We start from the raw sequence: 24,452 nt of genomic DNA on the forward strand, positions 1-24,452 counted from the left end.
GCCGGAAGACTGTAACCCCCTCCGGCAGATCTGTTATGCCAGATCGGCGCCGTTGCTGGCGATTACTTTTTTGTACCACCAGAATGATTTCTTACGGGTGCGCTCCAGCGTGCCGTTGCCCGCGTCATCGCGGTCCACATACACAAAACCGTAGCGTTTGCTCATCTCACCGGTTGAGGCAGAAACCAGATCGATACAGCCCCAGGTGGTGTAACCCATCAGGGGCACGCCATCTTCAATCGCGTCTGCCATGGCGCGAATATGTTCGCGTAAATAGCTAATGCGATAGTCGTCATTGATCTCACCATTGGCATCGATTTCATCCTTCGCTCCCAGCCCGTTTTCCACCAGAAATAGCGGTTTCTGGTAGCGGTCATACATCATATTCATGGTGATGCGCAGACCAAGCGGATCGATGCCCCAGCCCCATTCGCTGGCCGCAATATACGGATTACGCAGCGACTTCACCACGTTGGCGGCGCTGGTATTGCCGGTGTTCATTTCCGCCGAGGCGCAGCGCGATGCGTAATAGCTGAACGAGACGAAATCAACGGTGTTTTTCAGGATGTCGTCATCTTCTGGGGCTTTTTCTATGACCACGCCTTTTTCGCGAAACACGCGGGCAGAATAAGCCGGGTAGGCCCCGCGCGCCTGCACATCAATAAAGAACAGGTTTTCGCGGTCTTTTTCCAGCGCGGTCCACACATCTTCTGGTTTACAGGAATAAGGATAAAAATTACCGCCAGCCAGCATACAACCGACCTGGTTTTGCGGATTAATTTCATGGGCTATTTTAGTCGCCAGGGCACTGGCTATCAGTTCGTGGTGAGCGGACTGATATTTCACCTGATCCTGATTTTCACCTTCTTCAAATACCAGCCCGGCGCCTGAAAAGGGGCTGTGCAGCATAATGTTGATTTCGTTGAACGTCAGCCAGTACTTCACCAGACCGTCAAAGGCCTCGAAGCAGGTACGGGCGTAGCGGGTAAAGAACTCAACCATTTTGCGGTTACGCCAGGAGCCGTACTCGGTGACCAGATGCATTGGCACATCGAAGTGACACAGCGTGACTAATGGCTCAATACCGTATTTTTTACACTCGGCAAACACGCTCTGGTAAAACGCGATGCCCTCTTTATTCGGCGTCAGCTCATCGCCGTTAGGGTAGAGACGGCTCCAGGCAATGGAAGTACGAAATACCGTAAAACCCATTTCTGCCATCAGCGCGATATCTTCTTTATAGCGATGATAAAAGTCGATCGCCTGATGGCTAGGATAAAATTCGTTATCCCGCAGCGCAAAGCGCTTTTCCTGACCCAGCTTGACGGGCATCCGATGTGTGCCGTGGGGGATCATATCGACGGTAGTCAGTCCTTTGCCGCCTTCCCGGTATGCCCCTTCAGACTGGTTGGCGGCCAGTGCGCCGCCCCATAAAAATCCTTGCGGAAAAACAGACATAATTAACCTCAGTTCATACCAGTCAAATGCTGGCTCCATTGATATTGCCCGGTTGTGCGGCCTGGTTTTTTCTTGCCTGCGCGGCTGCATCTTCGACAGGGATATCTTCAAAGCCGAGAATCAGCGTTAATACAAAGGAAAGCACTACCGCCAGCGCCATCACGCCAAATACCCAAACGATAGTCATCGGATTGGCCGGATCGAAAAACTGGACGCTGGTGAACAGGCCAGGAGCTGCCATGGAGTGGCTTGCAAGTCCGGCCATTCCTGCAACGGCACCGCAGATAAAACCGCTGATAAGACTCGCAATCAGTGGTCGTTTCAGGCGGATCGCTACGCCATACAGCGCAGGTTCGGAAATCCCCGCCATGATGGCGGAGGCGGCTGCCGCTAACGCCGTCTGACGCAGTTCCGGGTTTTTGGTTTTCCATGCTACTGCCAGCGATGAACCACCTAACGACAAGTTGGCGCCGATTTCTGACGGCATCACCATGCCTTCTTTTCCGGTTTCGGCAATGGTCTGAATAATGGTTGGCGTAAAGACACGGTGCATACCGGTCATTACCAGCAGCGGCCACAGTGCGCCCATAATGGCCACCGACAGCCAGCCGAGATAGCCGTGAATGGTATAGACCAGCGCTGAAATTGCGCTACCGATCCAGATACCGATCGGGCCAATGATGACAATGGCGAGCGGCGCGGCGATCAGCACGATTAGCATTGGTTTAAGGAAGTTTTTGGTTACCGCCGGAGTGATGCGATCGACCCAACGTTCGATGTATGACAGGCACCAGGTCATCACCAGCGCCGGGATCACCGTGTAGGTGTATTTCACTGCTGTCACCGGGATTAGGGCAAACTCAACGTGCTCACCCTGCGCAGCCTTCGCCATCAGATCGATGAAGCTGGGATGCACCAGTACGCCCGCGATGGCGATTGCCAGCGACATGTTGGTTTTGAATTTGATAGCGGCCGACGCGGCGACCATCAGCGGCAGGAAGAAAAATGCGCCGTCACCGATAACGGTCAGAATGGTGAGCGTGGACGATCCTTTCTCCAGCACGCCGGTCATTTCGAGGATCATTGCCAGCAGTTTGAGCATTGATCCGCCGATAATTGCCGGGATCAACGGCGACATGGTGCCGATCAGCGCGTCGAGGATCCCCGCGCCAATCCGCTTCAGCGTCAGTCGGGGTTTGGTTTGCGGCTCAGCAGGCTGCATATTGGCAGGCAACAGGCTGACCACTTCGCGATACGCCTGCGAAACGGTGTTGCCGATGATCACCTGGCACTGGTTATCGCTACGCACCACGCCAAGTACGCCAGAAAGCGTCTTCAGCGTCGCGCTGTCGACCTGCGAGTCATCTTTGATAACGAAACGCAAACGGGTCATACAGTGGGTCACTGCTGTGATGTTGTCGACGCCTCCCAGAGCCGTCACAACGGAGCGCGCCAGCGCTGCATAATTCTTGGACATCGGATTTAATCCTGTTTTATCAGTAGGATACGTTATGTTTTATCCGTTTACGTTGGGTCGCTTTTCTGGGTTATGAAACGCAGATAGGAAACCGGTTCCACAAAATCATGTTTAAAATATTAGTAATGAGCAAGATTTAATTTTGATCATTTTTTGTAATTGTGACTACGATCACCAGATGTCAGCGTCTGCGATTTAGCAGCAAGGACAGCGGCGAAACGGTGCAGTACACTGCGTCACATTGAGAGAATAGGGATGAGTAATATGACCACGATGCTGGAGGTGGCGAAACGTGCCGGGGTGTCGAAAGCGACAGTTTCCCGGGTGCTTTCCGGGAACGGCTACGTCAGCCAGGAGACCAAAGACCGCGTGTTTCAGGCCATTGAAGAGAGTGGTTACCGCCCAAACTTGCTGGCGCGCAGTCTGGCGGTGAAAACCACGCAGACGCTGGGCCTGGTGGTAACAAATACCCTTTATCACGGAGTCTATTTCAGCGAGCTGCTGTTTCATACCGCGCGGATGGCGGAAGATAAAGGACGCCAGCTGTTACTGGCTGACGGTAAGCACAGCGCTGAGGAAGAGCGCCAGGCGATCCAGTACCTGCTCGACCTGCGCTGTGACGCGATTATGATTTATCCGCGTTTTCTCAGCGTGGATGAGATAGACGATATCATCGATGCCCACAGCCAGCCGATTATGGTGCTTAATCGACGCCTGCGGAAAAACAGTAGCCACAGCGTATGGTGTGATCAAAAGCAGACCAGCTTTAACGCCGTTACTCAGCTCATTGCCGCCGGGCATAAAGAGATTGGTTTTATTACCGGCTCGATGGATTCTCCAACAGGCTTGGAGCGACTTTCAGGTTATAAAGACGCGCTGGCACATCATGGTATCGCGCTAAATAATGATCTGATTGTTAAAGGGAAATGGACGCCAGCCTGCGGCGCAGCGGGTGTGGATACTTTGCTTTCGCGCAATGTCAATTTTACCGCGCTGGTGGCCAGTAATGACGATATGGCGATCGGCGCGATGAAGCAGTTGCACGAGCAAGGCGTGAGCGTTCCCGCACAGGTGTCGGTGATTGGCTTTGATGATATCGCCCTCGCGCCATACACTATTCCGGCGCTTTCCAGCGTTAAAATTCCGGTAACAGAAATGATTCAGGAAACGATTGGGCGTCTGATCTTTATGTTGGGTGACGGGGCGTTTAGGCCGCCAAAGACCTTCACCGGTGAACTCATCCAGCGCGACTCAGTTGCGCCGCCCGCTTCGCGCTGACGGCTGTCATTTGTCATCGTCACTAGTGACGATGACACGCCCTTCTTGCGTTCTTCAAAATAAAATTCCTTTAATAACAGCAAATTGAATTCTGGCACGATTTGTGAATGCTTCGGCAGATATTCTGTCATTGCTGGAGAAATTGATGAACCGTTTCATCATTGCAGACGCCAATAAATGCATTGGTTGCCGTACCTGTGAAGTGGCCTGCGTGGTATCCCATCAGGATAACCAGGACTGCGCATCGCTGACCCCTGAAACTTTTTTACCCCGCATTCACGTCATCAAAGGCGTTAATGTCTCCACGGCGACGCTGTGCCGCCAGTGTGAAGACGCGCCGTGCGCTAACGTCTGCCCGAACGGTGCGATCAGCCGTGATAAAGGTTTTGTTCACGTAATGCAGGAACGCTGCATTGGCTGTAAAACTTGCGTTGTGGCTTGTCCTTACGGCGCAATGGAAGTGGTCGTGCGTCCGGTTGTGCGTAACAGCGGCGCGGGTCTGAACGTCCGTGCAGAAAAAGCTGAAGCCAATAAGTGCGACCTGTGCCACCATCGCGAGGCCGGTCCTGCCTGTATGGAAGTGTGCCCGACTCACGCGCTGATTTATGTAGATCGCAATAAGCTTGAGCAACTTAGCGCGGAAAAACGCCGTCGCGCGGCGCTGGATTCCACCGCATCTTTGCTGTTCTGATATCTGAAAATCCGCGTAAAATACGGTAGTACTTATGCCGGATGGCGGCTTCGCCTTATCCGGCCTACTGTTCGCATCCCCGTAGGCCTGATAAGCATCGCGCCATCAGGCTAACCGGGATTGATGACTGCGGGAATAATCTAATGACAATAAACAACCACTCCGGCGTACAGTTGCGTATTCGCGGCAAAGTACAGGGCGTCGGATTTCGCCCCTACGTCTGGCAACTGGCGCAGCGGTTACAACTGCATGGCGATGTGTGTAACGACGGTGACGGTGTGGTTGTGCGCTTACAGGAAGATCCGGCGGTATTTATTGCGCAGTTACATCAACACTGCCCACCGCTGGCGCGCATTGACAGCGTTGAGAGCGAAGCATTCGCCTGGACGCAGCAACCTGCCGATTTCTCGATTCGTCAAAGTGCTGGCGGTACGATGAATACGCAAATCGTTCCGGATGCCGCGACCTGTCCCGAATGCCTTGTTGAAATGAACACCCCCGGCGAACGTCGCTACCGATACCCCTTTATCAACTGCACCCACTGTGGTCCACGCTTTACGATTATCCGCGCCATGCCCTATGACCGCCCGTTCACCGTGATGGCGTCGTTCCCACTCTGTGCGCAATGCGACAAAGAGTATCGTGACCCGTATGATCGTCGCTTCCATGCCCAGCCCGTTGCCTGTCCGGCGTGCGGCCCTCATCTTGAGTGGCTCAGCACGGATGAGCGGGCAGTGAAAGAAGAGGCGCTGCAGGCGGCGGTATCGCGACTGAAAGCAGGCGGTATTGTGGCAGTTAAAGGCATTGGTGGGTTTCATCTGGTGTGCGATGCGCGCAATGATGACGCTGTCGCGCTGCTCAGGCTGCGTAAACACCGTCCGGCGAAACCGCTGGCGGTAATGCTGCCAGGTGATGACGGACTGCCCGAACCTGCTCGTCGTTTGCTGACTACACCTGCTGCGCCGATCGTGCTGGTGCAGAAACGCTATGTCGCTGCATTGAGCGAGGGCATTGCGCCAGGGTTAACGGAGGTTGGAGTTATGCTGCCCGCGAATCCGTTGCAGCATTTGCTCTTACAAGAGATGAATTGTCCACTGGTGATGACCTCCGGCAACCTCAGCGGCAGGCCTCCGGCCATTACCAACGCCCAGGCGCTGGAAGATTTAAGTGCGATTGCTGATGGTTTCCTGCTGCATAACCGCGAAATTGTGCAGCGGATGGATGACTCCGTGGTGCGTGACAGTGGGGAAATGCTGCGTCGTTCCCGGGGTTACGTGCCGGATGCGGTCGCGCTGCCGCCAGGATTTCGCGACGTGCCACCGATGCTGTGCTTAGGCGCGGATCTGAAAAATACCTTCTGCCTGGTGCGTGGCGAACAGGCGGTTATCAGCCAGCATTTAGGCGATCTCAGCGATGACGGCATTCAGCAGCAGTGGCGTGATGCGCTACGCCTGATCCAGAATATTTATGATTTTACGCCACAGCGTATCGTGCATGATGCCCACCCTGGCTATGTTTCCAGCCAGTGGGCCAGCGAAATGAATCTGCCAACCGAAACGGTATTGCATCACCATGCTCATGCCGCTGCATGTCTTGCCGAGCACGGTTGGCCGCTCGATGGCGGCGATGTGATTGCTCTGACGCTGGACGGTATCGGCATGGGGGAAAATGGCGAGCTGTGGGGCGGCGAATGTCTGCGGGTCAACTATCGTGAATACGAACACCTTGGCGGCTTACCGGCGGTAGCGCTGGCGGGCGGCGATTTAGCGGCAAAACAGCCATGGCGCAATCTGCTCGTGCAGTGCCTGCGTTTTGTTCCTGACTGGCAGCGTTACCCAGAAACATCGGGGCTACAGCATCAAAACTGGAACGTACTGGCGCGCGCCATCGAGCGGGGAATCAATGCCCCGCTGGCATCGTCGTGTGGGCGCTTGTTTGACGCGGTTGCCGCCGCGTTGCATTGTGCGCCGGAATCGTTGAGTTATGAAGGTGAGGCGGCCTGTGCGCTGGAGGCGCTGGCATCGCAGTGTGCCGGTGTTGATCACCCTGTTACGGTGCCGCTTAATGGCAATCAACTGGACTTAGCAATTTTTTGGCAGCAATGGCTGACCTGGCAGACCGACCCTGCAGAAAGAGCGTGGGCGTTTCACGACGCGCTGGCGTGTGGTTTTGCCACGCTGATGCGTGAGCAGGCCGAAGCGCGCGGAATTAAAACGTTAGTATTCAGCGGTGGCGTGATGCATAACCGCTTATTGTCGGCCCGTCTGGCGTTTTATCTGCGCGATTTTACCTTACTGTTCCCGCAGCGTTTACCGGCGGGCGACGGCGGGTTGTCATTGGGACAGGGCGTGATTGCCGCGGCGCGGGTGTTGACGCAAAAATAAAAAAAGCCCCGGGACTGGCGGGGCAAGAAAAACATGTCGGGGCATACCGACAAGTGGCAACGCACATCCATGTGCGTGAGGTTAATAAATCAGTAGCAGCGTTGCCGGGCAAAGTCGTAGGCCGGATAAGACGCGAAGCGGCGCTATCCGGCATCACAGACTTACACGGGTAACGTTTTCAGCAGCGCAAAGGCCTCTTTCATGCGGTCTTCACTGACGACAAACGCACACAGCTGGCCTTCGTCGTTCATCCCTCTTGCGACCATCCCCTGTGCTTCGGCGGCGATGTGCCAGTTCAGATCGCGGCGCTGGGTTTCCCCGGCCAAATGTAAAGGCAGTTCTGGCGTTTTGACTTTTACCAGCATGGCTGGCAGTTTCAATGGCGTATTGCCGCCGAGCATGTTTTTCGCCAGATACATGGCGCTCAGCTGAATCGGCTGCAGGAACGGGAGCACCTGACCGTTAATCTCCGCACAGTCGCCGAGAGCATAAATGTCCGGGTGGCTGGTTTGCAGGTAGCTGTCGACGCAGACGCCACGATTGATGTTCAATCCGGCGCGACGCGCCAGTGCGGTTTCCGGGCGCAGGCCGGTGGCGGCAATCACCGCATCGATTTCTACGTTGCGGCTACGATCGAGCGTGGCGCGAATACCGGTGCTGATTTTCTCCAGACTCTGGAGCTGTGATTTCAGCAGCAGGTGTACGCCCATATCGGTCAGACGATGCTGTAAGCGACTGCTGACTTCCGGCGGCATCAGCGAAGCCAGAATGCTGGCGGCGTTTTCGATAAGCGTTACCGCTTTACCGGCACGACAAAAATCCATCGCCAGTTCACTACCAATCAACCCGCCGCCGACAATCAGCACCCGCTGGGCGTCACGCAGCTGCGTTTCACAAGCGCGATACTCTTGTTGGCTGTTTAACGTGAGCATTAACTCACGTCCGGTAACCGGCGGTACAAAGGCTGAAGCGCCCGTCGCCAGCACTAGCTTGTCGTACTGCCACTGCTTGTCCTGACTTTTCACTACGTGGGCATCGGCGTCGATATCGGTTACCCAGGTATGTGGAAACAGGCGCAAATTAAACTGTTCGGCAAACTCCCCCGCCGACTGGCGGGTGAGGTCGTCTGCACGCTGTGACTGACTGATAACATGGCTGAGATCGGGCTTGTTGTACTCATCCATGCTGTCCGCGGCAATCAAGGTCAGCGGAACATTCGCATCCTGCTTACGGATATTTTTGACTAACTGGCGGGCGGCGAAGCCCGAACCAATGATGACAATGCCGTGACTCATTTTGCCTCCGTTGCCAGTACGTCGAAGACGTCTTTACCTAGTGAGCATTCCGGGCACAGGAAGTTGTCCGGAACTTCGCTCCATGGCGTACCCGGTGCAACGTCCTGCAACGGTTCGCCTTTCGCCGGATCGTAAATCCACTGGCACACGCTGCACTGCATGCTTGGACCAAGATCGGCCGCAGCCGCAGCGGCACACGCACAGGCTTCTTCCTGGGCGATGGCTTTCACGGTTGTTTCCGGCAATGGAGCCAGCGCCCACTGACGCGCGATTTCACGGCCGTGCTGGCGGCACAGTTCCAGTGCATCCAGGTCCGGACGCCATTTCGCTTTCAGGCTCAGTGACATCTCGAAACCTGCATCCTGCAAACGCGTGGACAAACGGTCTACTGCACCGCCGCTCCAGCCGTGCGAGCCAAAGGCGCTGGCACGCTTGTTACGAAAACGCAGGCCAGTCATCTCTTCCACCAGACCGGCAATTTTCGGCATCATCACGTTGTTCATTGTGGAAGTCCCGACAAGCACGCCTTTAGAGCGGAAGACGTTGGTCAAAACTTCGTTTTTGTCGCTACGGGCGACGTTAAAGATTTTTACAGCTACATTCGGGTCGACTTCGTTGATGCCCTGGGCAATCGCGTCCGCCATCATGCGGGTGTTGTTGGACATGGTGTCGTAGAAAATGGTGATGCGGTCTTCCTGATAATCCGCCGCCCATTTCAGGTACAGCTCAACGATTTGTGTCGGGTTGTCGCGCCATACCACGCCATGGGAAGTGGCAATCATATCGACCGGCAGGTTGAAGCCGAGGATCTCAGTAATTTTCGGTGTAACCAGACGGCTGAATGGCGTCAGGATGTTGGCGTAGTAACGCTGGCACTGTTCGAACAGTTCAGTCTGGTCAACTTCGTCGTTAAACAGACGTTCGTCGCAGTAGTGCTGACCGAAAGCGTCGTTACTGAACAGCACCGCATCGCCGGTCATGTAGGTCATCATACTGTCCGGCCAGTGCAGCATCGGCGTTTCAACGAAGATCAGCTGCTTGCCGTTACCGATGTCCAGGCTGTCACCGGTTTTCACTACGTTAAAGTTCCATTCCGGGTGATGGTGGTGCCCGTTGATAGAGTCAATAGCGTTGGCGGTGCAGTAAATCGGCGTGTCCGGGATGCAGGACATCAGCTCGGTCAGCGCCCCGGCATGGTCTTCTTCAGCGTGGTTAATGATGATGTAGTCGATATCCGCGAGGTCAATTTCACTGCGCAGGTTCTGCACGAATTCACGGCTAAACTTGTGGTCTACTGTATCGATCAGGACATTTTTTTCTTCACGGATGAGATAGCTGTTGTAGCTGCTGCCGCGCAGCGTTTTGTATTCAGTTCCGTGGAAATCACGCACTTCCCAGTCACGTTGGCCAACCCAATGAATGTTATTTTTAACCAGAATAGACATAACAACCTCAATTAATTCAGCGTTTTTCAAAAAAGATGTTTTGCTAATTGCAGGTTGCGTGCCAACTTTTTATTTATTTGATTTTAAAGGATTAGTTGTCTTACCACCTATAAGGTGGTAGTCAAAATGACTATATGTTTTATTGTCAATATGACAATATGAATTGTCAAAATGACAATGAGGTAGCCATGAGCTTTTCCGTAGACGTGCTGGCGGGCATCGCCATTGAATTACAAAGCGGTATTGGGCATCAGGACCGTTTTCAACGACTGATAACCACCTTGCGTCAGGTGCTGGAGTGCGACGCGTCGGCACTGCTGCGCTACGAGTCGCGACAGTTTATTCCGCTGGCGATCGATGGGCTGGCGCAGGATGTTCTCGGCAGACGCTTTACTCTGGAAGGGCATCCGCGTCTGGAGGCGATTGCCCGCGCCGGGGACGTGGTTCGTTTCCCTGCCGACAGCGATTTGCCAGACCCGTATGATGGTCTGATTCCGGGGCAGGAGAGTCTGAAGGTGCATGCCTGTATTGGACTGCCATTGTTCGCCGGTCAAAATTTGATTGGTGCGTTAACCCTGGATGGCATGGAGCCCGATCAGTTCGATGTTTTCAGCGATGAGGAGCTTAGGCTGATTGCCGCGCTGGCGGCTGGCGCATTGAGCAATGCGTTGCTGATTGAACAGCTGGAAAGCCAGAATATGCTGCCAGGTTCGTCGACGGCTTTCGAGCAGGTGACGGAAACCCAGATGATTGGCCTGTCGCCCAATATGATGCAGTTGAAAAAAGAGATTGAGATTGTGGCGGGGTCCGATCTCAACGTGCTGATTAGCGGCGAAACAGGGACCGGGAAGGAGCTGGTGGCTAAAGCTATCCATGAAGGTTCACCGCGCGCGGTGAATCCACTGGTGTATCTGAACTGCGCGGCGTTGCCGGAAAGCGTTGCCGAAAGCGAACTGTTTGGTCACGTAAAAGGCGCGTTTACCGGGGCTATCAGCAATCGTAGCGGTAAGTTTGAAATGGCCGACAATGGGACGCTATTTCTCGACGAGATAGGCGAACTCTCGCTGGCGCTACAGGCTAAGCTGCTGCGCGTATTGCAGTACGGTGATATTCAGCGCGTGGGTGACGATCGCAGCTTGCGCGTGGATGTGCGAGTGCTGGCGGCGACGAACCGTGATTTACGCGAAGAGGTGTTGGCCGGGAATTTCCGTGCGGATTTGTTCCACCGGCTGAGCGTCTTTCCCCTTTCGGTACCGCCTCTTCGTGAACGCGGCGAAGACGTGGTGCTGCTGGCAGGTTATTTTTGCGAGCAATGTCGGCTGCGGCTGGGACTGTCCCGCGTGGTGTTAAGCCCCGGTGCGCGTAGTCATCTGTTGAGCTACGCCTGGCCCGGGAATGTGCGTGAACTGGAACATGCCATTCACCGGGCGGTCGTTCTGGCAAGGGCGACCAGGGCAGGGGATGAAGTGGTGCTGGAGGCGCAGCATTTTGCCCTGCAGGATGAAGCGCCAGTAACACCGGCGGCGGAAGTTGTTGCGGAGGTCCCACAGCATCACAACCTGCGTGAAGCAACAGAGTCGTTCCAGCGGGAGATGATCCGCCGGGCGCTGGCACAAAATAACCATAGTTGGGCGGCAAGTGCGCGGGCGCTGGAAACAGACGTCGCCAACCTGCACCGGCTGGCGAAGCGTCTGGGGTTGAAGGATTAGATAATACCGGCCTGATAGAAATCCTGCAGGTTGATAGCACCGGTGAGTTTACCGTTTTCATCGACCACCGGGGCGGCAGTGATTTTGCGCTTCATCAGGATCTCTTTGGCGTCAATCGCGCGGCTCTGCGCCTGCAGCGTAATGCCATTCTGGGTCATTGCTTCGCTAACCTGAGTGGTGAGCGCTCCGCCGCCAACCAGCCAGCGGCGCAGGTCGCCGTCGGTAAAGACCCCTTTCACCAGTGACTGGTCGTCGCAGACCGCGACCAGGCCAAGACCCGTGCGGCTGAGCTCCAGCATCGCGTCCATGACGCTGGTGGTAAGCGTCACCTGCGGGATGGCATCGTCACGGCGCATCAGATGATGCACTTTATTTAACAGACGAGCGCCCAGCGCACCTGCCGGATGCGAGCGGGCAAAATCTTCCTCGTTAAAGCCGCGCGCCTGCATTACGGCGATTGCCAGCGCATCGCCCATCATCAACGTATTTACGGTACTGGACGTCGGTGCCAGGCGCATCGGACAGGCTTCGCGCTCAACGGAAATATCCAGCACGGCTTTGGCGGCCAGGCCCAACGGTGAGGTCGGTTTTCCGGTCATTGCCAGCAGGGCGACGGATTTGTCTTCCAGGCGCGGAATGATGAGATCCAGCTCTTTCGCACCGCCGGAGTAGGAGATAAACAGCATGACATCACGGCTTTCGATCATCCCTAAGTCACCGTGCAGCGCTTCCGCCGGATGCACAAAAAAGGCAGGCGTGCCGGTACTGGCGAGGGTCGCCGCAATTTTTTTGCCAATATGACCTGATTTACCAATACCGGAGACAATGACTTTGCCTTCACAGTGGATGATAGTATTGGCGGCGCGGACAAAATCATCGCCCAGTCGCTCAGGCAAACGGCTGGCTTCCTGTAGTTCCAGCATTAACGTCTGACGGCCCGCGTTCAGTAGTGCATCACTCATTGGTTTCTCCGGTTATGATCACTTCAATCCCTTTTGCTTCCAGCGCCTGACGAAATGCAGGGTCGATACCTGCATCGGTAATCAGCTTGTCGACGCTTTCCAGACTGCATACAACATTAGGACTTTTGCGCCCAAATTTTGACGAGTCAGCCATCAGAATCACTTCGCGAGCGGCATTACACATCGCTTTACTGACGCTAAACACCTCATTAAAAGTGGTCACGCCGGCATTGAGGTCAATGCCGTCGGTGCCCATGAAGAGTTTATCAAAGCTGAACTGCTCAAAGGCGTTTTCTGCCAGCTGACCGTGAAATGACGCAGATTTTTTGCGAAAGGTCCCGCCCGGCATCAGGATGGTTTGCTCGTTGTCCAGTTCCGAAAGAGCGTTAACAATGTGCAGACTGTTGGTCATGACGGTGATATTGCTAAAGCGCGTGAGCATCGGCACCATCTGCAGTACGGTGCTGCCTGCATCCAGAATAATAGAGTCGCCATCGTGTATAAAACGGACGGCAGCTTCGGCAATCTGCTCTTTTTTATGCGTATTAATTAGCGTTTTGTGATCGATTGGCGGATCGGATTCGTCTTTATTTAATACCACGCCGCCATAGGTACGAATGACGGTTCCGGCGTTCTCCAGAATGACCAGGTCTTTGCGAATGGTCGTGCCAGTCGTGTCAAAGTAGTGGGCCAGTTCTTCAACCGAGCATTTTCCCTGCTTTTGCAGGTGCTCCAATATGGCAGCCTGACGCTGACGAGGTTTCATAGGCGTGATTACCCTGACTTATGTATTTACCCGTCATACTTCAAGCTGCATGTGCGTTGGTCTTCCTGCAACTCGAATTATTTGGGGTATAGGTTGAAAAATGATAATTTCGCAAGCTATTAGCATTCACAACGAAATTACCCATGTTTCAGTTTAAGCGCCAATGATAGTGCATTCTGCGCTAACGGATCATGGGGAAAGATCACATCAGGCTGTAAATCATCAATATGTTTGCCGGTTATCGTGGCAATTTTGCCGGGTCTGGCGAATACTGTAAGACCTTTCATAAATAACGTGTCGGTCACCCGCTGCTGCTCATTCAGCGCGATGGCCACTACCACGCGCGGTTTAAAACGCCCACCGGAGCGACCAACACCAACCCGACCCTGTTGGCAAAGCCTATCAAACGCCCGGTTAAAGCGGGATATTTGCCAGCCACCAAGCGCCAGTTGCAGGCACCAGGCGATAGCGGCGACGGTAATCAGTGCGGAAACCATTACGTACTCCTTTGATTTTGCCGGATAAGCGCAGACGCCATCCGGCAATTCAACATTAAAACATCACCTGACCGCCGGTGACGTTGATGGACTGCCCGGTACAGTAAGAGGCTTTCGGACTGGCGTAAAACAGCAGCATGTTTAGCACGTCCTGATAATCGCAGCCGCGCTTAAGCGGAACCTTATCAATGTAGTACTGCTCAACTTCATCTGGCTTAAGGCCAAGTTTGGTTGCATATTGCGGTAATAACGACTGGAACATCGGTGATTTCAACAGATTGCCGAGCATCAGTGAATGCACGGTAATGCCGTATTCCGCCAGATCCAGCGCCAGTGACTGGGTTAAGCCCACGCCGCCAAATTTTGCCGCACTGTAGCCTGAATTGTGTTTGCTGCCCACTTTCCCTGATTTGGAGTTGATCTGGATAATGCGTCCCTGCACACCATCGCGGATCATCAGGCGTGAGAATTCACGTGCACAGAGGAAGTAGCCAACCAGATTGACCTGCAGCGAGCGGTCGAAATCCCCAAGCTGAAAGTCGCTGATAAACGCTGCTTTAGCGATACCCGCGCTGTAAACCAGCAGATCAACACGACCGAATATTTCATCCACTCCGCGCGACAGCGCCAGCACGCTCTGTTCGCTGGTGGCATCTGCGCCAAAACCGTAGGCGGTGCCTTCGCCAAACTCGGCGTTAATTTCTTGCGCCACGTTGGCGGCTTTATCGCTTTGAATATCCACCACCGCGACGCGGTATCCTTCTGTCGCAAGCCCACGGCAAAGGAATGCCCCAAGGGTCTGGCCTCCACCAATGACAACGGCAACCTGATTCATCTTTATCTCCTTCAATCTTAAGCAACAAACTTCAAAATACAGCCCGGCGCGATACCGTCCGGTACGGGACCTGCAACGTGTACGGTACCGGGGAATTCCGCTTCACTCAGTCCGTCAAAGCGCAGAGTGATATGCCCGAGTTCACGTAAGTTTTGTTCCGCCACGCTGCCAACGGCGGTGACCGGGTAGTGATGCTGGCCTAGTTCAAACTGGATCCCAGCTTGCAACGAACCGTTCAGCTCGCCGTGGCAATGGATGAAGCAAAACTCCTCGATATCCGCGGGCGCGCCTTCACGAAAGGTAATCAGCATCTGGTCGCACAATGCATCCGGGGCGCTCTGGCCGATACGGGTGATGGTGGTTTGATAAATCACGGTCATTTTTGAGTGCCTCTTATTGGTAAATAAAGCCGGAAACAAACCAGGCGATGAGAACGGTTGGCGCGCCGGTCAGAAAGCGGCTCACCAGAACGGATGGCACGCCGACGCGGACCGTGTCCTGACGCGCTTCGGCCAGCGACAGCCCGACAGGAATAAAGTCGCATGCAGCCTGGGCGTTAATAGCGAACAGGGCAGGTAGCGCCAGATGTGGAGGAATGTTCCCCAGACCAATCTGTACACCGATCAGCACGCCGATAACCTGGGCGATAACCGCACCGGGGCCGAGGAAAGGCGACAGCAGTGGGAAAGAGCAGATCAGTGCCAGCGTGACCAGTCCCAGCGGATGGCTGGCCAGTGGTGCAAGTCCATGGGCAATCCAGTCCCCCAGACCCGAAGCCATAATGATGCCGATCAGTGCCGAGACGAACGCCATAAATGGCAAAATAGTTTTCAGGACGGTATCGATGGTGTCGCGCCCGGACTGGAACAGAACCGCAACGGCTGAACCCATGCCCATTCCCACTTTTGCCAACAGGCCGTCGCTTTGTTCGGTAATCTTTTTGCTGGTATCGTAATCGCGTCCCATGCTGCTGCTTGCGGGCGTTGGCGTGGCGGACGCTTCGCCGACAACAGTAATGTTTTCTTCTTTTACGCCAGAGACATAGATATCTTCGACAATGTACTGAGCCAGTGGGCCGGATTTACCCGTAGCGTGAATATTCACCGTCGGTATACGGCGTTTAGGGTAGATCCCACAGCGCAGCGTGCCGCCGCAGTCGATGATCGCCACACCAATTTCGCTCTCCGGCGGCTCGCCCTCTTTGAAGCCATCAACGGCCTGCCAGCCGGTCAGGCTTGCTATCCTGTCGACGATCGCGGGGCGAGTTCCTGCGGTGATATAGACAATTTTCTTGCCCGGAACGGCATCCAGTTCAAGCGGGCCACCCCAGCCGCCGGTGCCTTTTTCAATACGAATACGTGTCATGATGTTGCTCCCGCCAGATGTACCTTCTGCTCAAGTTGAATGCCCATTTTTTTCTCGAAGATAGTGGTGGTGAAATCGGTCACCCAGCCACGGAAGAAGTTGGTCACCAGACCGACCAGCAAATAGCTCACCGCCAGTGGGCCAAGCGGAAGCCCCAGCGTGGTCAGTCCGCTGGCGATCCCCAGATAGACAAACAGTTCGCCGGGGTTGATGTGCGGGAATAAGCCGTTCATGGAATGGCAACTGTAAGACGCGGCGGCGTAGTAACTGGGCTTGTATTTTTCTGGCATAAAGCGACCCAGACTCAGCGTCATTGGGTTACAAAATACAAATGTGCCGATGCACGGCAGTAGCAAATAGCGGGATAGCGGGTTTCCGGCGCAACGCTGGGCAAAACGTTCAATACGCTGCTGACCGATAAAGTTAATCAGCGCATTCATGATGACCAGCAGACTGATCAGCAGTGGCAGAATACCGGTCACCATGCCGGTAAACACTTCTCCGCCTTTCTGGAACAGCCCGATAAACCACTCAGCACCGAGTGTGATGGTGTCGATCATTATTCTCTCCTGTAGGGATTTTTAGTTATCTTGCCAAACGGTGGCTGATTTTAATCAGATTGAAAGATATAAAAGTGTTATTTTGATCTCAAAATAAAAGATAAATATTTTAATTTGAAAGTTTTTGCGTGAAAGCTCGCAAATGTGATGGTCAGAGATGAAAGGGGATGTAAATTCTGTGAAGGAGAGCGACTACCGCTTCCTTGTATGGCGGAGGATGCTTTACCATACTTCTCCCAGGCTGAATTTGTTTAATGGATGTCTCATGTTCAAGCGTCGTTATGTAGCGTTACTCCCCCTTTTCGTACTGCTCGCTGCCTGTAGCAGCAAACCTAAACCTTCAGAGACTCAAACGACTACGGGTGCGCCATCCGGCGGCTTCCTGCTTGAGCCACAGCACAACGTCATGCAAACGGGCGGCGATTTTGCCAATAATCCGAACGCGCAGCAGTTCATCGAGAAAATGGTGAACAAGCACGGCTTCGACCGCCAGCAGCTGCAGGAGATCCTGTCGCAGGCCAAGCGTCTGGACTCGGTATTGCGTTTGATGGACCGCCAGGCACCGACGACTCAACCGCCAGCCGGACCTAACGGCGCATGGCTGCGCTATCGCAAACAGTTCATCACACCTGACAACGTGCAAAACGGCGTGGCTTTCTGGAATCAATATGAAGATGCGCTGAACCGTGCGTGGCAGGTCTACGGAGTTCCGCCGGAAATTATTGTCGGTATTATTGGCGTAGAGACTCGCTGGGGCCGCGTGATGGGTAAAACGCGGATTCTGGATGCGTTGGCGACGCTGTCGTTTAACTATCCTCGTCGTGCGGAATACTTCTCTGGTGAGCTTGAAACCTTCCTGCTGATGGCGCGAGATGAAAGCGACGATCCGCTCGATTTGAAAGGTTCTTTCGCGGGGGCAATGGGATACGGCCAGTTTATGCCGTCTTCCTATAAACAATATGCCGTTGATTTCAATGGCGATGGACACATTAACCTGTGGGATCCGGTTGATGCCATCGGTAGTGTGGCGAACTACTTCAAGGGCCACGGCTGGGTGAAAGGCGATACGGTCGCGGTTCCGGCAAATGGTCAGGCACCTGGGCTTGCGAACGGCTTTAAAACCCAGTACAGCATTTCTCAGCTTGCTGCCGCGGGTCTGACGCCGCAGCAGTCGTTGGGTAATCATCAGCAGGCCAGCCTGCTGCGCCTGGATATTGGCACGGGTTATCAGTACTGGTACGGACTGCCGAACTTCTACACGATTACCCGCTATAACCACAGCACGCATTACGCGATGGCAGTCTGGCAGTTAGGTCAGGCGGTGGCGCTGGCGCGCGTACAGTAATCGCTCCACCGGCCTACCGGAAGATATCTCTGGTAGGCCGGATAAGATGTCCTGGCATCGCCATCCGGCAGGTCTTATTTGTGCAACGGAGCAATTTTTGGAATCCCCCTCGTAAAACGTTCTCCCCATCCCCACATTGGTCATGAAAGTGCTATCTTGTCCGGCATATTTTTTTAACTGACAGAGGCTGAAATGACCGACAGTGAACTGATGCAGTTAAGCGAGCAGGTTGGCCTGGCGCTGAAAGCGCGCGGGGCAACCGTGACGACGGCGGAATCCTGCACCGGCGGCTGGGTAGCCAAAGCGATTACGGATATTGCCGGAAGCTCCGCCTGGTTTGAACGTGGGTTTGTGACCTACAGCAATGAAGCCAAAGCGCAGATGATTGGCGTGCGCGAAGAGACGCTGGCCCAACATGGCGCGGTGAGTGAGCCTGTGGTGGTGGAGATGGCGATAGGCGCGTTAAAAGCCGCCCGTGCGCATTTTGCTGTTTCGATAAGCGGTATTGCGGGGCCGGATGGCGGTAGCGAAGAAAAACCTGTGGGAACGGTATGGTTTGCCTTTGCCAGCGCGAGCGGCGAGGGGATTACCCGCCGGGAATGCTTTAGCGGCGATCGCGATGCGGTCCGTCGGCAGGCAACCGCCTACGCGTTACAAACCCTGTGGCAACAATTTCTACAAAATACTTGATACTGTATGAGCATACAGTATAATTGCCTCAACAGAACATTATCTATCACGTTTCGCGGTTTAACCCGAAAGCGGCATGACAGGAGTAATTAATGGCTATCGACGAAAACAAACAGAAAGCGTTGGCGGCAGCGCTGGGTCAGATCGAAAAGCAATTCGGTAAAGGCTCCATCATGCGCCTGGGTGAAGACCGTTCCATGGATGTGGAAACTATCTCCACCGGTTCGCTTTCTCTGGATATCGCATTGGGCGCGGGCGGTTTGCCAATGGGCCGTATCGTCGAAATCTACGGGCCTGAATCCTCCGGTAAAACAACGCTGACCCTGCAGGTTATTGCCGCTGCGCAGCGTGAAGGTAAAACCTGTGCATTTATCGATGCAGAACACGCACTTGACCCGGTCTATGCCCGTAAGCTTGGCGTTGATATCGATAACCTGCTGTGTTCTCAGCCGGATACCGGTGAACAAGCGCTGGAAATCTGTGATGCACTGGCGCGCTCCGGTGCGGTTGACGTTATCGTTGTCGACTCCGTTGCCGCATTGACGCCGAAGGCAGAAATCGAAGGCGAGATTGGCGACTCTCACATGGGCCTTGCGGCGCGTATGATGAGCCAGGCGATGCGTAAGCTGGCCGGTAACCTGAAGCAGTCCAACACGCTGCTGATTTTCATCAACCAGATCCGTATGAAGATTGGCGTTATGTTCGGTAACCCGGAAACCACCACCGGTGGTAACGCCCTGAAATTCTATGCGTCTGTTCGTCTGGATATCCGTCGTATTGGTGCGGTGAAAGAAGGTGACAACGTGGTTGGCAGCGAAACCCGCGTTAAGGTTGTGAAAAATAAAATTGCAGCGCCGTTCAAACAGGCTGAATTCCAAATCCTTTACGGTGAAGGCATCAACTTCTACGGCGAACTGGTTGACCTGGGCGTGAAAGAGAAGCTGATTGAAAAAGCTGGTGCATGGTACAGCTACAACGGTGAGAAAATCGGTCAGGGTAAAGCGAATGCGACCAACTGGCTGAAAGAAAACCCGGCAACTGCGAAAGAAATTGAGAAGAAATTACGTGAGCTACTGCTCAATAACCAGGATTCAACGCCTGATTTCTCCGTTGATGACAGCGGCGAAGACGTAAAAGAAACGAACGAAGATTTCTGATAATCTGTTTTGAATCGCATGTTTTGAATCGCATATAGTAAAGGGCTGCATATCATGCAGCCCTTTTTCATTTCTGAAGGCTTACTATGACAGAAGCAACTTCCCGCCGTTCCGCTTATTCCCGACTGCTTGACCGCGCCGTACGTATTCTGGCGATGCGCGATCACAGCGAGCAGGAACTGCGGCGCAAGCTGGCCGCTCCGGTGATGGGGAAAAATGGACCAGAAGAAATTGATGCCACGCCGGAGGATTACGACAAGGTCATCGCCTGGTGTATTGAAAGTCGTTATCTGGATGATGATCGCTTCGTGCAGCAGTTTATCGCCAGCCGTAGCCGCAAAGGTTATGGACCTGCCCGGGTGCGCCAGGAATTAAACCAAAAAGGGATCACGCGTGAAGCTATCGAGCGGGCCATGCGTGAATGCGAAATTGACTGGGCAGTGCTTGCGCGTGAGCAGGCCATTCGGAAGTACGGTGAACCTTTACCTGTCGATTTTTCAGATAAGGTAAAGGTCCAGCGTTTTTTGCTCTATCGCGGCTATCTGATGGAAGATATTCAGGCAATATGGCGAAATTTTGACGATTGACCGCATACGGGATTTTACTTCCCAGTAAAGAAAACTTATCTTATTCCCACTTTTCGATTGCCAGAGGCGCAGTTTGCTTGCCGATGCTGGTAATGACATTTCGTTAGCTTGATTTCTTCAGGATAATTATGAGCAAGAGCACCGCTGAGATCCGTCAGGCGTTTCTCGATTTTTTCCATAGTAAAGGACACCAGGTAGTTGCCAGCAGCTCCCTGGTACCGAACAATGACCCTACTTTGTTGTTTACCAACGCCGGGATGAACCAGTTCAAGGATGTTTTCCTTGGCCTCGACAAGCGTAATTATTCCCGCGCAACCACCTCGCAGCGTTGTGTACGTGCGGGTGGTAAGCACAATGACCTGGAAAACGTCGGTTACACTGCACGTCACCACACTTTCTTCGAAATGCTGGGCAACTTCAGCTTCGGCGATTACTTCAAGCACGATGCTATTCAATATGCATGGGAACTGCTGACTGGTGAAAACTGGTTTGCCCTGCCAAAAGAGCGTCTGTGGGTCACCGTCTATGAAACTGACGATGAAGCCTATGAAATCTGGGAAAAAGAAGTCGGTATTCCGCGCGAACGTATCATCCGCATCGGTGATAACAAAGGTGCGGCTTATGCTTCCGACAACTTCTGGCAGATGGGTGATACCGGTCCTTGCGGTCCATGCACCGAAATTTTCTACGACCACGGCGACCATATCTGGGGTGGGCCTCCGGGAAGCGCAGAAGAAGATGGCGATCGCTACATTGAGATTTGGAACATCGTCTTCATGCAGTTCAACCGTCAGGCTGACGGCACCATGGAACCGCTGCCGAAACCGTCCGTGGATACCGGTATGGGTCTGGAGCGTATTGCGGCCGTGCTGCAACACGTTAACTCCAACTATGAAATCGACCTGTTCCGTTCACTGATTGAGTCCGTGGCGAAAGTCACCGGCGCGACCGATCTGAGCAACAAGTCGCTGCGCGTTATCGCCGACCATATCCGTTCCTGTGCGTTCCTGATTGCTGATGGCGTTGTGCCGTCGAATGAAAACCGTGGCTATGTGTTGCGCCGTATCATTCGTCGCGCGGTACGTCATGGCAACATGCTGGGCGCGAAGGATACCTTCTTCTACAAGCTGGTTGGTCCGTTGGTGGACGTCATGGGCTCTGCAGGTGAAGAACTGAAGCGTCAGCAGGCTATGGTTGAGCAGGTTCTGAAAACCGAAGAAGAGCAGTTTGCACGTACTCTGGAGCGTGGTCTGGCGCTGCTGGATGAAGAACTGGCAAAACTGTCTGGCGATACGCTGGACGGCGAAACCGCATTCCGTCTGTATGACACTTACGGTTTCCCGGTTGACCTGACGGCAGACGTTTGCCGCGAGCGTAACATCAAGGTTGATGAAGCTGGCTTTGAAGCTGCAATGGAAGAACAGCGCCGTCGCGCACGTGAAGCCAGCGGTTTTGGCGCAGACTACAATGCAATGATTCGTGTTGATGGCGCCTCTGAATTTAAAGGCTACGAGCAGCTGGAACTGAACGGCAAAGTCACCGCGCTGTTTGTTGATGGTAAAGCGGTAGACGCAATTAACGCAGGTCAGGACGCTGTTGTCGTACTGGATCAGACGCCGTTCTATGCGGAGTCTGGTGGTCAGGTTGGCGATAAGGGTGAACTGAAAGGCGCAGGTTTTGCGTTTGCCGTTAGCGACACACAGAAATATGGCCAGGCCATTGGTCACATTGGCAAGCTGTCTGCGGGTTCTCTGAAAATTGGTGATGCAGTACAGGCTGATGTGGATGAAGCGCGTCGTGCGCGTATTCGCCTGAACCACTCCGCAACGCACCTGATGCACGCGGCGCTGCGCCAGGTTCTGGGCACACATGTGGCACAGAAAGGCTCGCTGGTTAACGATAAACTGCTGCGCTTCGACTTCTCTCATACCGAAGCGATGAAGCCTGCTGAAATCCGTGCTGTTGAAGATCTGGTGAATGCGCAAATCCGTCGCAACTTGCCGATTGAAACGAACATCATGGATCTCGAAGCGGCAAAAGCCAAAGGCGCAATGGCCCTGTTTGGCGAGAAATATGACGACCATGTGCGCGTTCTGAGCATGGGTGATTTCTCTACCGAACTGTGTGGCGGTACTCACGCCAGCCGTACGGGTGATATCGGTCTGTTCCGCATAGTGTCCGAGTCAGGTACTGCGGCAGGCGTTCGTCGTATCGAAGCGGTAACCGGTGAAGGCGCTATCCAAACCGTGCATGCTGAGAGCGATCGCTTAAGCGATGTTGCGCAGCTGCTGAAAGGCGATAGCCAGAATATCGCTGACAAAGTTCGTTCCGTGCTGGAGCGTACACGTCAACTGGAAAAAGAATTGCAGCAATTGAAGGAACAGGCTGCGGCGCAGGAGAGTGCAAATCTTTCCAGCAAAGCGGTTGATATCAACGGTGTGAAGCTGCTGGTCAGTGAACTCGCGGACGTTGAGCCGAAAATGTTGCGTACCATGGTTGATGATCTGAAAAATCAACTGGGGTCTACCGTTATCGTTCTGGCAACGGTAGTGGAAGGTAAGGTTTCTCTGATTGCGGGTGTGTCTAAGGACGTGACAGATCGCGTGAAAGCAGGGGAACTGGTTGGAATGGTCGCTCAGCAGGTCGGCGGTAAGGGTGGCGGTCGTCCGGACATGGCGCAAGCCGGTGGTACGGATGCAGCGGCTCTGCCTGCAGCGTTAGCCAGTGTGAAAGGCTGGGTCAGCGCAAAACTGTAATAACTATAAGCGTCAGCGCATGCCGAAACCCTAAGTTACGGCATGCGAATCAACGCTATCGACAATGATAAAGTCAGGTTGAAGTTGTGTATATCGGCTAAACTTAGGTTTAACAGAATGTGATGCCGTGACTGCTTACACTTAGGTGTTTGTCATCGCTTACTTTTTGGCGTTATATGATGGATAATGCCGGGATACAGAGAGACCCGACTCTTTTAATCTTTCAAGGAGCAAAGAATGCTGATTCTGACTCGTCGAGTTGGTGAGACCCTCATGATAGGCGATGAGGTCACCGTGACAGTTTTAGGGGTGAAGGGCAACCAGGTGCGCATTGGCGTAAACGCCCCGAAAGAAGTTTCTGTCCATCGTGAAGAGATCTACCAGCGTATCCAGGCTGAAAAATCCCAGCAGTCCAGTTACTAAGGTTTTCGCGTCTCACCTTTCTGGTGAGGCGCAACCTGATTGAGTTACCCTTTTTCTTCTCTTTTCTTCTTCGTCCTCCCCATTTTTTCGATTCCACTGGGCGTAATGCCTTTCCCGACGAAGTTTCCGTTTGTTCACTGCTTCAGGAAAATGCCAATTTATCTGTTGATAAAACACTCTTTTTGCCGTTTTTGCAGACTAATTGCGCGTGAAATGTGCAAACGATAAAAGCTCTGGAAAAATTGTTTGACTTATAAGTCCCAGAAAGTAATATGTGCGCCACGCAGCGACGATGAGCAGAAACAAGTTCTTCGAAGCACTCGCAAGAGGCGTGTTGGTGAGGTGGCCGAGAGGCTGAAGGCGCTCCCCTGCTAAGGGAGTATGCGGTCAAAAGCTGCATCCGGGGTTCGAATCCCCGCCTCACCGCCATTTGCATCCGTAGCTCAGCTGGATAGAGTACTCGGCTACGAACCGAGCGGTCGGAGGTTCGAATCCTCCCGGATGCACCATCTTCTCTGCAATAACGCATTAGCGTTGTTACGGAAATCGATATCACTTTAGCAGCGATATCAAATCTGCAGTAAGTAAGTTTTCCTGATGCATCCGTAGCTCAGCTGGATAGAGTACTCGGCTACGAACCGAGCGGTCGGAGGTTCGAATCCTCCCGGATGCACCATCTTCTTCGCAGTATTAGTAGTAATCAGCAATTCCCGATGCATCCGTAGCTCAGCTGGATAGAGTACTCGGCTACGAACCGAGCGGTCGGAGGTTC

At 53.8% G+C, this 24,452-nt stretch carries 21 protein-coding genes and 4 tRNA genes (1 of these 25 only partly in view); 14 read left to right on the forward strand and 11 right to left on the reverse strand.

Annotation, left to right across the window (positions count from 1 at the left end; genetic code table 11):
* Positions 1-33: 33 nt before the first annotated feature.
* Together OGX66_RS16055 and ascF are read right to left on the reverse strand one after the other, a co-directional pair.
* Positions 34-1,458, reverse strand: coding sequence for a 6-phospho-beta-glucosidase (locus OGX66_RS16055; protein ID WP_057102038.1), 1,425 nt, complete (start codon positions 1,456-1,458; stop codon positions 34-36).
* A gap of 22 nt (positions 1,459-1,480) precedes the next feature.
* On the reverse strand, positions 1,481-2,935 hold the full coding sequence (gene ascF / locus OGX66_RS16060; RefSeq protein WP_003037374.1) for a PTS cellobiose/arbutin/salicin transporter subunit IIBC: 1,455 nt from the start codon (positions 2,933-2,935) through the stop codon (positions 1,481-1,483).
* A 264-nt stretch (positions 2,936-3,199) separates the two neighbouring features.
* Between ascF and OGX66_RS16065 the strand changes: the two genes are divergently transcribed.
* From OGX66_RS16065 to hypF, 3 genes are all read left to right on the forward strand, one after another.
* A complete protein-coding gene (locus OGX66_RS16065; protein ID WP_270922553.1) occupies positions 3,200-4,213 on the forward strand; it encodes a LacI family DNA-binding transcriptional regulator in 1,014 nt (337 codons plus the stop codon).
* Positions 4,214-4,358: 145 nt separating this feature from the next.
* Complete coding sequence (hydN, locus tag OGX66_RS16070; protein WP_003037366.1) at positions 4,359-4,904, forward strand: electron transport protein HydN; 546 nt, start codon at positions 4,359-4,361, stop codon at positions 4,902-4,904.
* Between the two features lie 143 nt (positions 4,905-5,047).
* The gene (gene hypF, locus OGX66_RS16075; RefSeq protein ID WP_213749878.1) at positions 5,048-7,288 is read left to right on the forward strand and encodes a carbamoyltransferase HypF; all 2,241 of its coding nucleotides are present in this window, start codon (positions 5,048-5,050) and stop codon (positions 7,286-7,288) included.
* Between the two features lie 161 nt (positions 7,289-7,449).
* Here hypF and norW read toward each other — a convergent pair whose 3' ends face one another.
* Both norW and norV read right to left on the reverse strand, forming a co-directional pair.
* On the reverse strand, positions 7,450-8,583 hold the full coding sequence (gene norW, locus OGX66_RS16080) for an NADH:flavorubredoxin reductase NorW (protein WP_270922552.1): 1,134 nt from the start codon (positions 8,581-8,583) through the stop codon (positions 7,450-7,452).
* Positions 8,580-10,028 carry an anaerobic nitric oxide reductase flavorubredoxin gene (gene norV / locus OGX66_RS16085; protein WP_049002946.1) on the reverse strand — a complete coding sequence of 483 codons (1,449 nt, stop codon included), beginning with the start codon at positions 10,026-10,028 and terminating at the stop codon, positions 8,580-8,582. Before norV ends, norW begins: the two co-directional genes overlap by 4 nt.
* Before the next feature lie 188 nt (positions 10,029-10,216).
* Between norV and norR the strand changes: the two genes are divergently transcribed.
* Positions 10,217-11,737: a nitric oxide reductase transcriptional regulator NorR gene (gene norR / locus OGX66_RS16090; RefSeq protein ID WP_270922550.1), complete on the forward strand. Its 1,521-nt coding sequence runs from the start codon at positions 10,217-10,219 to the stop codon at positions 11,735-11,737.
* On the opposite strand, the gene gutQ is transcribed toward norR, so the two are convergent.
* The 7 genes from gutQ to srlA form a co-directional block, all read right to left on the reverse strand.
* A complete protein-coding gene (gene gutQ, locus OGX66_RS16095) occupies positions 11,734-12,699 on the reverse strand; it encodes an arabinose-5-phosphate isomerase GutQ (RefSeq protein WP_003037353.1) in 966 nt (321 codons plus the stop codon). The genes norR and gutQ overlap by 4 nt on opposite strands.
* Positions 12,692-13,465, reverse strand: coding sequence for a glucitol operon DNA-binding transcriptional repressor SrlR (srlR, locus tag OGX66_RS16100; protein ID WP_003037350.1), 774 nt, complete (start codon positions 13,463-13,465; stop codon positions 12,692-12,694). Before srlR ends, gutQ begins: the two co-directional genes overlap by 8 nt.
* A 137-nt stretch (positions 13,466-13,602) precedes the next feature.
* Positions 13,603-13,962, reverse strand: coding sequence for a transcriptional regulator GutM (gutM, locus tag OGX66_RS16105; RefSeq protein ID WP_032949895.1), 360 nt, complete (start codon positions 13,960-13,962; stop codon positions 13,603-13,605).
* Positions 13,963-14,017: 55 nt separating this feature from the next.
* On the reverse strand, positions 14,018-14,797 hold the full coding sequence (gene srlD, locus OGX66_RS16110; RefSeq protein WP_003037345.1) for a sorbitol-6-phosphate dehydrogenase: 780 nt from the start codon (positions 14,795-14,797) through the stop codon (positions 14,018-14,020).
* A 17-nt stretch (positions 14,798-14,814) separates the two neighbouring features.
* Positions 14,815-15,177, reverse strand: coding sequence for a PTS glucitol/sorbitol transporter subunit IIA (gene srlB / locus OGX66_RS16115; protein WP_003846051.1), 363 nt, complete (start codon positions 15,175-15,177; stop codon positions 14,815-14,817).
* Positions 15,178-15,190: 13 nt separating this feature from the next.
* Positions 15,191-16,162, reverse strand: coding sequence for a PTS glucitol/sorbitol transporter subunit IIB (gene srlE, locus OGX66_RS16120; RefSeq protein ID WP_106107627.1), 972 nt, complete (start codon positions 16,160-16,162; stop codon positions 15,191-15,193).
* A complete protein-coding gene (gene srlA / locus OGX66_RS16125) occupies positions 16,159-16,722 on the reverse strand; it encodes a PTS glucitol/sorbitol transporter subunit IIC (RefSeq protein WP_003037339.1) in 564 nt (187 codons plus the stop codon). Before srlA ends, srlE begins: the two co-directional genes overlap by 4 nt.
* A gap of 265 nt (positions 16,723-16,987) precedes the next feature.
* Here srlA and mltB point away from each other — a divergent pair, with 265 nt between their 5' ends.
* The 10 genes from mltB to OGX66_RS16175 form a co-directional block, all read left to right on the forward strand.
* Positions 16,988-18,067 carry a lytic murein transglycosylase B gene (gene mltB / locus OGX66_RS16130; protein ID WP_003037336.1) on the forward strand — a complete coding sequence of 360 codons (1,080 nt, stop codon included), beginning with the start codon at positions 16,988-16,990 and terminating at the stop codon, positions 18,065-18,067.
* Positions 18,068-18,259: 192 nt separating this feature from the next.
* Entirely contained in the window at positions 18,260-18,757 is a 498-nt protein-coding gene (pncC, locus tag OGX66_RS16135) for a nicotinamide-nucleotide amidase (protein WP_003037333.1), read from the forward strand.
* A 92-nt stretch (positions 18,758-18,849) separates the two neighbouring features.
* On the forward strand, positions 18,850-19,914 hold the full coding sequence (gene recA, locus OGX66_RS16140) for a recombinase RecA (protein ID WP_003037330.1): 1,065 nt from the start codon (positions 18,850-18,852) through the stop codon (positions 19,912-19,914).
* 86 nt (positions 19,915-20,000) lie between these two features.
* Positions 20,001-20,501, forward strand: a complete 501-nt coding sequence (gene recX / locus OGX66_RS16145; RefSeq protein ID WP_003037326.1) for a recombination regulator RecX — start codon at positions 20,001-20,003, stop codon at positions 20,499-20,501.
* A gap of 128 nt (positions 20,502-20,629) precedes the next feature.
* Positions 20,630-23,257, forward strand: a complete 2,628-nt coding sequence (gene alaS / locus OGX66_RS16150; RefSeq protein ID WP_016150875.1) for an alanine--tRNA ligase — start codon at positions 20,630-20,632, stop codon at positions 23,255-23,257.
* A 237-nt stretch (positions 23,258-23,494) separates the two neighbouring features.
* Entirely contained in the window at positions 23,495-23,680 is a 186-nt protein-coding gene (csrA, locus tag OGX66_RS16155; protein ID WP_000906486.1) for a carbon storage regulator CsrA, read from the forward strand.
* 336 nt (positions 23,681-24,016) lie between these two features.
* Positions 24,017-24,109 (forward strand) — tRNA-Ser (locus OGX66_RS16160).
* Between the two features lie 3 nt (positions 24,110-24,112).
* Positions 24,113-24,189: transfer RNA gene (locus tag OGX66_RS16165), tRNA-Arg, on the forward strand.
* 90 nt (positions 24,190-24,279) lie between these two features.
* Positions 24,280-24,356, forward strand: a tRNA-Arg gene (locus tag OGX66_RS16170).
* Positions 24,357-24,395: 39 nt separating this feature from the next.
* Positions 24,396-24,452 (forward strand) — tRNA-Arg (locus OGX66_RS16175); it runs 67 nt beyond the window's last position.

This window comes from Citrobacter sp. Cf072, assembly GCF_030334485.1.
Classification (GTDB): domain Bacteria; phylum Pseudomonadota; class Gammaproteobacteria; order Enterobacterales; family Enterobacteriaceae; genus Citrobacter; species Citrobacter freundii.

Coding starts and splice junctions, on each gene's coding strand:
- recA (WP_003037330.1), top strand. CDS start 18,850: ATGGCTATCGACGAAAACAAACAGAAAGCGTTGGCGGCAGCGCTGGGT.
- pncC (WP_003037333.1), top strand. CDS start 18,260: ATGACCGACAGTGAACTGATGCAGTTAAGCGAGCAGGTTGGCCTGGCG.
- OGX66_RS16055 (WP_057102038.1), bottom strand. CDS start 1,458: ATGTCTGTTTTTCCGCAAGGATTTTTATGGGGCGGCGCACTGGCCGCC.
- ascF (WP_003037374.1), bottom strand. CDS start 2,935: ATGTCCAAGAATTATGCAGCGCTGGCGCGCTCCGTTGTGACGGCTCTG.
- gutM (WP_032949895.1), bottom strand. CDS start 13,962: ATGGTTTCCGCACTGATTACCGTCGCCGCTATCGCCTGGTGCCTGCAA.
- srlD (WP_003037345.1), bottom strand. CDS start 14,797: ATGAATCAGGTTGCCGTTGTCATTGGTGGAGGCCAGACCCTTGGGGCA.
- hydN (WP_003037366.1), top strand. CDS start 4,359: ATGAACCGTTTCATCATTGCAGACGCCAATAAATGCATTGGTTGCCGT.
- alaS (WP_016150875.1), top strand. CDS start 20,630: ATGAGCAAGAGCACCGCTGAGATCCGTCAGGCGTTTCTCGATTTTTTC.
- srlE (WP_106107627.1), bottom strand. CDS start 16,162: ATGACACGTATTCGTATTGAAAAAGGCACCGGCGGCTGGGGTGGCCCG.
- mltB (WP_003037336.1), top strand. CDS start 16,988: ATGTTCAAGCGTCGTTATGTAGCGTTACTCCCCCTTTTCGTACTGCTC.
- srlR (WP_003037350.1), bottom strand. CDS start 13,465: ATGAAACCTCGTCAGCGTCAGGCTGCCATATTGGAGCACCTGCAAAAG.
- recX (WP_003037326.1), top strand. CDS start 20,001: ATGACAGAAGCAACTTCCCGCCGTTCCGCTTATTCCCGACTGCTTGAC.
- OGX66_RS16065 (WP_270922553.1), top strand. CDS start 3,200: ATGACCACGATGCTGGAGGTGGCGAAACGTGCCGGGGTGTCGAAAGCG.
- norW (WP_270922552.1), bottom strand. CDS start 8,583: ATGAGTCACGGCATTGTCATCATTGGTTCGGGCTTCGCCGCCCGCCAG.
- csrA (WP_000906486.1), top strand. CDS start 23,495: ATGCTGATTCTGACTCGTCGAGTTGGTGAGACCCTCATGATAGGCGAT.
- srlA (WP_003037339.1), bottom strand. CDS start 16,722: ATGATCGACACCATCACACTCGGTGCTGAGTGGTTTATCGGGCTGTTC.
- srlB (WP_003846051.1), bottom strand. CDS start 15,177: ATGACCGTGATTTATCAAACCACCATCACCCGTATCGGCCAGAGCGCC.
- norR (WP_270922550.1), top strand. CDS start 10,217: ATGAGCTTTTCCGTAGACGTGCTGGCGGGCATCGCCATTGAATTACAA.
- gutQ (WP_003037353.1), bottom strand. CDS start 12,699: ATGAGTGATGCACTACTGAACGCGGGCCGTCAGACGTTAATGCTGGAA.
- hypF (WP_213749878.1), top strand. CDS start 5,048: ATGACAATAAACAACCACTCCGGCGTACAGTTGCGTATTCGCGGCAAA.
- norV (WP_049002946.1), bottom strand. CDS start 10,028: ATGTCTATTCTGGTTAAAAATAACATTCATTGGGTTGGCCAACGTGAC.